At 47.2% G+C, this 8,387-nt stretch carries 6 protein-coding genes; 4 read left to right on the top strand and 2 right to left on the bottom strand.

What is annotated here, in order from left to right:
* Window positions 1-64 precede the first annotated feature (64 nt).
* From JGK11_RS10585 to JGK11_RS10575, 3 genes are all read left to right on the top strand, one after another.
* Window positions 65-3,772 carry a HEAT repeat domain-containing protein gene (locus tag JGK11_RS10585; RefSeq protein WP_293211542.1) on the top strand — a complete coding sequence of 1,236 codons (3,708 nt, stop codon included), beginning with the start codon at window positions 65-67 and terminating at the stop codon, window positions 3,770-3,772.
* Window positions 3,773-4,078: 306 nt separating this feature from the next.
* Window positions 4,079-6,262 carry a polyphosphate kinase 1 gene (ppk1, locus tag JGK11_RS10580; RefSeq protein WP_293195657.1) on the top strand — a complete coding sequence of 728 codons (2,184 nt, stop codon included), beginning with the start codon at window positions 4,079-4,081 and terminating at the stop codon, window positions 6,260-6,262.
* Between the two features lie 129 nt (window positions 6,263-6,391).
* Window positions 6,392-6,532 (top strand): hypothetical protein, encoded by a 141-nt coding sequence (locus JGK11_RS10575; RefSeq protein WP_293211540.1) that lies wholly within the window; start codon window positions 6,392-6,394, stop codon window positions 6,530-6,532.
* 25 nt (window positions 6,533-6,557) lie between these two features.
* Here JGK11_RS10575 and JGK11_RS10570 read toward each other — a convergent pair whose 3' ends face one another.
* Together JGK11_RS10570 and JGK11_RS10565 are read right to left on the bottom strand one after the other, a co-directional pair.
* Window positions 6,558-6,728 carry a hypothetical protein gene (locus JGK11_RS10570; protein WP_293149374.1) on the bottom strand — a complete coding sequence of 57 codons (171 nt, stop codon included), beginning with the start codon at window positions 6,726-6,728 and terminating at the stop codon, window positions 6,558-6,560.
* Between the two features lie 180 nt (window positions 6,729-6,908).
* Window positions 6,909-7,169: a hypothetical protein gene (locus tag JGK11_RS10565; protein ID WP_293174481.1), complete on the bottom strand. Its 261-nt coding sequence runs from the start codon at window positions 7,167-7,169 to the stop codon at window positions 6,909-6,911.
* Window positions 7,170-7,808: 639 nt separating this feature from the next.
* Here JGK11_RS10565 and JGK11_RS10560 point away from each other — a divergent pair.
* Window positions 7,809-8,360, top strand: a complete 552-nt coding sequence (locus tag JGK11_RS10560; RefSeq protein ID WP_293211537.1) for a DUF2854 domain-containing protein — start codon at window positions 7,809-7,811, stop codon at window positions 8,358-8,360.
* The last annotated feature ends 27 nt before the right edge of the window (window positions 8,361-8,387 follow it).

Raw genomic sequence — 8,387 nt, 5'->3', positions numbered from 1 at the left:
GTGTCGCCACAAAAAATCCTTAGCCAAACATCAAAAATCGAGCGGGCGACGCACCTGTCCACTCGTGCGATCGCAAATAAAGTCGATCGCCTACAATCAAACTAACCCCCTAGAGCCTGAAATTAGGAGAAACTGTCAAATGCTAGATGCTGCGTTATTGGGAGGACTTTTCACAGTCGTGTGGCAAGCCATATTGGGGACTCAAGTTAATGATGCAGCAAAGCACCTTTGTTTGACCGGAATCAAAAAAGTATCACGAAACGGGAAAATAGTCAATCACGATTTAGAAAAAGCGCTGAAACGTTCTTTCTTGAAAGCTCAACAACAAATCGCCTCAGAATGTCATAAAGAATTGGTTGAGCCATCTCGCAGGGCTTCTAAAGGAATCGTTATTTACTTACCTCAACACCGTCCAGATTTAGAATGGCTCGATAAGAAGATTAAGCAGTTAAAATCTGAATTGGAAAAAGTCGATAAAGAAACAGTCCCGTCTGGGATTCCCATTGCAGGTTTAGATGAGATAGAATTGCTGCTGACTGCCGCAGATGAGTCAAAGCAGAATCAGGTTGAAAAACTCAAGCAAAAACTGCTAGAAGTCGCCCTGGAAAATTGCGATGTCGCACCCTACAAGACAAAATTAGAGCAAGAATTATTTGCCTTGGTATCTGCATACTTTGCTCAGGAAATCAAGGAAAATGAGAAAGTTTTTCAGATTTTTACCGGGCAAACCTTAACGCGGATTGATAGCAGAACCCAAGAGATGTATGATTGGCTAGAGGAGATAGTTGAAAAGAGCCGCATTGTTTATCAACCGATTGATTGGCAGGATATTTGCCAGCAGATATTAGACGAGAAAGAACAGCAGCGACTCAGTAGCAATCAACTAACTTTTGGCAACCATCAAATTGATGATGTTTATGTACCGCTGGGATTGGTGGAACGGCACAAAGTGACTGAGAAGCGCGAGAATCTTGGGGCTGAAGAAGGTTCGGATTTGTATCGAGAAAAAGAAGTAACTCAGACATTTGAACATAGCGAGTTTCTCGAACAAGTAATCCAGCAAGGAATTAGCCCGAAAAGCAATGGGAAGCGGTTAGGAATTATTGGGGAACCGGGGGCGGGGAAAACAACGCTGTTGCGGCAGATTGCGAATTGGGTAGCGGCGGGCATTTCCGAGGCTATGGTAATTTGGGTATCCTTGGCAGATTTGCAGGGGAAGGAATTAGAAACCTATTTATTTGATAATTGGTTGGTGGCGGCAATTAAGAGAATTGGGAAGGCTGAGGCGACGGCGGATATTAAGGATGATTTTTTAGCACAGTTTAATGCCGATCGCGTTTGGTTGGTGTTGGATGGGGCGGATGAGATGGCGGTGGGAGATGGGAATCCTTTGGCGGAAATTGAGCGACAAATTAGAACGGGCGGCTGTATTCAAAGGGCGCGGATTGTGCTAAGTTGTCGGCAGAATGTCTGGGATGCGATCGGCTCTGCGTTGGATACTTTTGATACTTATCGCACTCTGGAGTTTTCCTATCCCGAACAGGTAGAAATGTTTATCGATAAATGGTTTTCAACCCTCGCTAACCCGCAGTTTGGAACCCCCCCTAACCCCCCCTTGGTAAGGGGGGGGACAAGAGAAGAAGGGGACTCTCTTACTCCCGGTTTCTCAACGCAGGCGACAGGAGAAGGCGACACTCTAACTCCCCCCTTCTTAAGGGGGGCTGGGGGGGATCTTCCCCTTTCTTTCCCAGCCCTAAATACAGAAGAAACTCTTACTCCCCCCTTACCAAGGGGGGCTGGGGGGGTGCTTTCTCAACAGCTACGGGAAGCATTAGCAGCACCGGGAAAAGAGCGAATTCGAGATTTAGTGAAAAATCCCCTGAGATGTTCGCTATTGTGCGGCACTTGGCAGTCGTTGGATGGGGATTTGCCGGATACTAAGGCTAAGCTTTATCAGCGGTTTGTGACTACTTTATATCAGTGGAAAAAACCGCACTTGAATTGGATTCAGCAGCAGGAATTGAATGCGGCTTTGGGGAAATTGGCACTTTCTGGGATGTTAAATGAAACGTCGCGGTTTCAGTTGCGAGAAAGTGTGGGATATCGGGTGATGGGTGAATCGCAGTTTGAGTTGGCTTGTCGTTTGGGTTGGCTGAATTTAGTGGCGAGGGATGGGGAGACGCTGGAGGGGATTTATGCTTTTTACCATCCGACGTTTCAGGAATATTTTGCGGCGTTGGCGGTTGAGGATTGGCACTTTTTCTTGAATCATATTCCCCCAGAGGGCGGGCACGGGGACACCGCCTCTACTGGGGTGTACCGGATTTTTGAGAAGCAGTGGAAGGAGGTTATTTTGTTGTGGTTGGGGCGTGAGGAGGTAGGGAAGGAGAAGAAGGAAGGGTTTATTAATAGGTTGGTTGAGTTTGAGGATGGGTGTGGTGATTTTTATGGATATCGTGCGTGTTTTCTAGCGGCTGCGGGGATTGCTGAGTTTAAGGATTGTAGTCTTGCTGATGAGATTGTGTCGCAGATTATTAAGTGCGGATTTGGTTATTTTAATGAGGAAAAACAGGAGTGGCAAACATTTATAGATCCAATTGCAGAGGCTTCAAGGGAGATACTGAAAGAGACGGATAGGGAAAGGGCGATCGAAGCTTTAGTCGAGTTAATTTGTACTTGTCAGGATGAACATACTCGGACTAACGCGGCATATAGTTTAGGAAGAATAGACAAAAATAATTCAGTGGCTATCTCCGCTTTAGTAGATTCAACTCGCAATTCAGGCACTGAAAGTACCCGAAGGTTAGCAGCATATAGCTTAGGGAAAATAGATAAAAATAACCCACTTGTTTTCCAAACTTTAGTGGAGTTAATCGGTACTTCTCAACAAAAAGTTACCAGACACGACGCAATATATAGCTTAGTAGAATTAGGGAAAGATAACCCAGTGGCAATCCAAGCTTTAATCGAGTTAATCCATACTTCTCAGGATGAGACTACCAAGACTGAAGTGGCAGATTTTTTAGCTAGAACAAGCACGAAAATAAGAGAATATAATCCGGTTGCCATCCAAGTTTTAATCGAGTTAATCCATACTTCTCAGGATGAGACTACCCGGAGGTATTCGGCATTTTTATTAGAAACAATAAGCAAAGACAACCCAGTTACACTCACTCCTTTAATCGATTTAATCCGTAGTTATAAAAACGATTATAATCGCTATGAAATGTGCTACAGAATCATCTGGATCGATGCCCAAAATAGGACTTACCCAGAATTTTATCAAGCATGGCACACTCAACCCACAAATTCCCCAATACCGGACAACCACCGACAAAATACAGATATCCCCACACTCCTCAAACAACTCCAACCCACCGATAAAACCTGCCCCGTTCCCCTCAACATACGCGGCTTAGAAGGCGAAACCGATACAAGCGCGATCGCCCAAGAACTCTGTACCCAACTATATCAAGCAATCTTCCCCACAGATACAGACATCCCCGCCATTCGCAACGCCCCCGAATTCAAGCGATTAATTCCCCAACTCAAAAACCGCCTCCAAAAACCGCACATCGCCTTAATTTTGCACTCGTGCCCCTGCGAAAATGCGCTTTCGTCTTTCACCCGCAAACTCGCCGACTCTCAAATGGGTATTCATATCGCCTGGATTACCGATACACCGCTGGAATTGCCGTTAACAGGTTTTGCCGCCGATGGAGAGGATGTGTTGGAGGCGGTGCAGGATTGGATTGGGGGGATTGGTGCGTGATGTTGGGAAAGTCATGCTGTTCCCTGGGCTCTGCGATTGCTTTGCTTCGCGCGCAATGACATATTCTCTTCAACCCGCACACCATCCGGGTTTTGTCTGTCTGGCGTGCGATTTCAATCGCCCGCTACTCCGGGGCGGGCTAGGAGCATCGCCCCACAAGAGTTTTAATTTCTCGAACCCTCTGAGCTCGGGTTTTGTCTGTCTAGACGCGATTTCAATCGCCCGCAACCGCCCCACTACCGCGATACTACTGCAATACTAATGGTAAAGATACGATCGAGCCTCCCCGCAAGACCCCCGCAAACCATGTCCAAGCCAAAAAAGACCCCAGTCAAAACCTACACCGAAATCAACCTCAGCGACCCTCAATACTACTTCAACAGAGAACAAAGCTGGCTAGAATTCAACAACCGCGTGCTCCACGAAGCCCTAGACCCCCGCACGCCCCTCCTCGAAAGACTCAAATTTCTCGCTATTTTTAGCTCAAACCTAGACGAATACTTCATGGTGCGAGTGGCGGCCCTCAGACAGCAAGTAGAAGCAAAAGTCACCAAATTAACCTCCGATGGTAGCACGCCCCAACAACAGCTAGATGCCATCAACAAGCGGCTTTTGCCGATGGTAACTCAGCAACACGCCTATTTTGACCAAACTCTGCGGCCCAAATTAGCAGCAAGCGGCATCCACATTCTCGACTACATTGACCTCAATCAAGAACAACGAAATTACTTGCACCGTTACTTCAAAGAACAAGTATTTCCCGTACTCACTCCCCTAGCAGTTGACCCCAGCCACCCATTCCCATTCCTCTCCAATCTCAGCCTCAATTTAGCAGTAGTTGTCAGAGATCCCGACACCCGCGAGGAATTGTTTGCGCGGGTTAAAGTACCGCAGGTTTTGCCGAGATTTTTGCCCTTACCGGCCCATTTGCAGTGGCAGCAAAGGGGCAAAACTCCTGTGTGGACGGGCGTACCTTTAGAACAGGTAATCGCCCACAATTTAGAGGCTTTGTTTCCGGGGATGGATATTCAGGAATATCACCCATTTCGGATTACTCGCAATTCCGATTTGACTGTCGAGGAAGATGAGGCAGATGATTTACTGCTGGCGATTGAACAGGAACTCCGCAAGCGCCGGTTTACAGGTTCTGCGGTACGGATGGAAATTCCAGCGATTATGCCGCTTGCGCTGCGAGATATGCTGATGGATGAGTTGGAACTCGGCGAGCAGGATGTTTACGCGGTGGAGGGGCTGTTAGGCCTCAAGGATTTGATGTCTTTTGTGGGGCTGCCTGTGCCGGAACTCAAAGACCCGCCTTGGACTCCGGTGGTGCCGCCGCGCTTGCGGAATTCGGAATCGCCAATGATTTTAGGCAAATCGATGTTGGATGTTGAGGATGGTGAGGATATTTTTACGGTCATCCGTCGAGGGGATATCATGCTACACCATCCCTATCACTCGTTTGCAGCGACTGTCCAGCGGTTTATTACTGAGGCGGCGAACGATCGCTCGGTGTTAGCGATTAAGATGACTTTATACCGCACTTCTGGTGATTCGCCGATCGTCAGCGCCTTAATTCAAGCAGCGGAAAACGGCAAGCAAGTAGCTGTTTTAGTAGAGCTCAAAGCCCGGTTTGATGAAGAAAATAACATTAATTGGGCGCGCAAGTTAGAACAAGCAGGAGTCCACGTCGTTTACGGTTTGGTGGGACTCAAAACCCACACTAAGGTTGTGATGGTAGTGCGCCGCGAGGACAAATGTATTCGCCGCTACGTCCACATCGGCACGGGAAATTACAATCCCAAAACAGCCGGACTGTATACGGATGTCGGTTTGTTGAGTTGTCGCGAGGATTTGGGTGCAGATTTGACAGATTTGTTTAATTATTTAACCGGTTATTCGCGACAGCTATCTTATCGTAAATTGTTGGTGGCGCCTGTCAATATGCGCGATCGTTTTTTAGCATTAATCCGCCGCGAGGCCGACGAATGTCGCTTGAATGCGGAAAGCGGCACTCGTAGCTGCGGCCGGATTGTCGCTAAAATGAATGCTTTAGTTGACCCTCAAATTATTGTTGCTTTGTACGAAGCTTCGCAAGCGGGAGTTAAAATTGATTTGATTATTCGCGGGATTTGCTGTTTGCGTCCGGGCGTTGAGGGTGTTAGCGACAATATCAGAGTTATCAGTATTATCGGCCGCTTTTTAGAGCATTCGCGGATGTTTTATTTTTTCAACCGTGGCAGCGAAGAGGTGTATATTGGTTCTGCTGACTGGATGCAGCGCAATCTTAGCAGGCGGGTTGAGGCGATCGTCCAAGTCGAAGATCCGACTATAGTAATGGAATTGCAAGAAATTCTCGGTGTGATGCTGGCGGACAACCGTCAAGCTTGGGATTTGCAGCCTGGGGGACACTATTCCCAGCGGCGGCCACCTGCTAATAACCCGGAGGTTAACTCTCAGCAGATTTTGATGGATATGGCGATGAATTAGGGCGATCGTCCAGTTAAACCCCAATGATACCGCAGTGCGAGCGTCCCCGCTCGCGATCTGGTTAAAGAGCGATCTGGTTAAAGAGCGATCTGGTTAAAGAGCGATCTGGTTAAAGAGCGATCGGCTTAAATGGCGATCGGCTTAAATGGCGATCGTCCTCATGATACCGCAGTGCGAGCGTCCCCGCTCGCGATCGATTCGCGAGCGGGGACGCTCGCACTGCACCGGGAAAATTATTATTCCGATCGCAGTGGAAACGATATCATTTAGCAGATGAGTGCTGACTAATGACTGCTTAACTGTCAAAAGTGCGCTTAAATTCTTCTAACAAATCATCAATTTCCTCGATCGCCTGACTGACATCAATTCTCAGAGCTCCCAAGTCCGATCGATCTAACAGCCGCACGAGGGATTCCCGCTTGACTTCGATTTCTGCTACGCGCTCTTTGATTGTCTGTACATCCATTGTTTTTTGCCTTGGCTAGTATTAACAAAAATATTTGACTTTCCCCCCTGCGAACAGACGAGAATTCTTAATTCACCGACGTGCCTTTCGGCGCCAATCCTTTACTATTTTTATATAGAAGTGATGAGCGCGATCTGGTTTTTTTGAGTCTGTGTTATAGTTTGATTGTACATCAAAACTTTAGCGCAGGAAAGGCGGACGTTTGCTATCTGCGGGTTTATTTTTCATCATTTCAGCTAAAAATCGCTTCAAGGCCTTCTCGCGGTTTTTCATGAAAGCAGCCCAAAATCCAGGTTGATATTCATCCATTGTCTTGGCTAGGGCCCAGACATCGATCGCTAAAATATTATAAAGCCTTTCATCTTCGCGTTTGAGCGAGTTAATCTGGTCTAGAACAGACTTGTTGGCGACCGCAGTCTGTTTGTCTTCGTCTTTAATCATAAAAAATATTCGGTAAGTGGGAAACGAGCAAGTCTTTAGACCTGAGAGGAAAACGACGGGCGCGGTTTCAACCGCCTTGAATCCCCTTTCGGGGTTAGAGGGGTATGGTTGCCCCTCCAAGGTCGATACAGTTGTGCTTGTTAGACCTGCAACACTGTTTCAGTGACTTTAAAACTGTTTAATTGCAGATGACAGAGCGGAAAACTGGCGTCGCATTCTCCGGTGTCGTGACCTAAATAACGTCTCCTCTTCCGAGGGGTCTGGTCAGAACAGCTTGTAATTTCTTACAAGCTCAGTGGCGTTGATTCCCTGAGTTCCTGACGTCCTAAAATTGGTTGAAAGGGCAAGAGCGTCGATCGCGATCGCCGCTCTCTATACTTTGATGATACTGCCGATCTCGATTACCTTCTGGAACCAACGGCGTCCAATTAACCGGATATTTATCGGTGGCGCCGCGGCGAGGGAAAGCGGGATATTTTTTTGAAGCTAGAGACAAGATTGTGGATGCACAGAGAACCCGCTCTCATAGATGCTAGCAGTTTTGACCGGTATTTTGGCAAAAAAACTAAATTTATTCCAGACTTCTTGCCCGATAATAATTAAAGTATATTGTTGATTCCAGCTACTTACCTCACTAATATGTTACGTAAAATTTCTTTAGCAAGCCTAGCCTTAGTGGTGGGCGGTATTTTAGCAGTAGTCGGGTTCTATGCCTATTTCACCGACCAAGCTACCCTCAACCTAGCCGGTTTTTTTTATGGAATTCCCCTGTTGCTGGGAGGTTTGGCCCTGAAAGCAGCCGAACTCGAACCAGTGGAGTTCACCGAACCGACTTCTCCTGAAGTTCTCCTGTTGAGAGAAAGTCAGGCCACGGATACTCAAAACCAAGTCCGCAAAGATATCACCCGATTTCGTTACGGCCAACCCGCCCACTTAGATGATGCTCTGGAACGCTTGGGAATGGCCCCGACAGACGAGGAACGCCCCCTCCTCCAAAGCTTGCGGGAAGTTGATATTGACGGTGCTTATGCTTTAATTCTAGAGTTTTATTCGCCGCTGCTGCCGATCGCACTTTGGGAAGAAAAGCAAGAAAAAATAGCTAAATTTTTTGGCCCAGGTTTGGACGCAAAAGTCACTCAAAAGCCTGATGACAAAATTGAATTGGCTTTAATTACCAGTCCTAAAGCTTAAACCAGCCTTAAGTTGTGAGTGCGATAA

This window comes from Microcoleus sp. PH2017_34_RAT_O_A, from assembly GCF_020737885.1.
Lineage (GTDB): Bacteria > Cyanobacteriota > Cyanobacteriia > Cyanobacteriales > Microcoleaceae > Microcoleus.
Note: the sequence above shows the minus strand (reverse complement) of the source record. Positions and strands in the feature narration are given on the sequence as shown.

Excerpts from the sequence above, each read along its gene's own strand:
- ppk1 (WP_293195657.1), top strand. The coding sequence starts at position 4,079 with ATGTCCAAGCCAAAAAAGACCCCAGTCAAAACCTACACCGAAATCAAC.
- JGK11_RS10575 (WP_293211540.1), top strand. The coding sequence starts at position 6,392 with ATGGCGATCGGCTTAAATGGCGATCGTCCTCATGATACCGCAGTGCGA.
- JGK11_RS10570 (WP_293149374.1), bottom strand. The coding sequence starts at position 6,728 with ATGGATGTACAGACAATCAAAGAGCGCGTAGCAGAAATCGAAGTCAAG.
- JGK11_RS10565 (WP_293174481.1), bottom strand. The coding sequence starts at position 7,169 with ATGATTAAAGACGAAGACAAACAGACTGCGGTCGCCAACAAGTCTGTT.
- JGK11_RS10560 (WP_293211537.1), top strand. The coding sequence starts at position 7,809 with ATGTTACGTAAAATTTCTTTAGCAAGCCTAGCCTTAGTGGTGGGCGGT.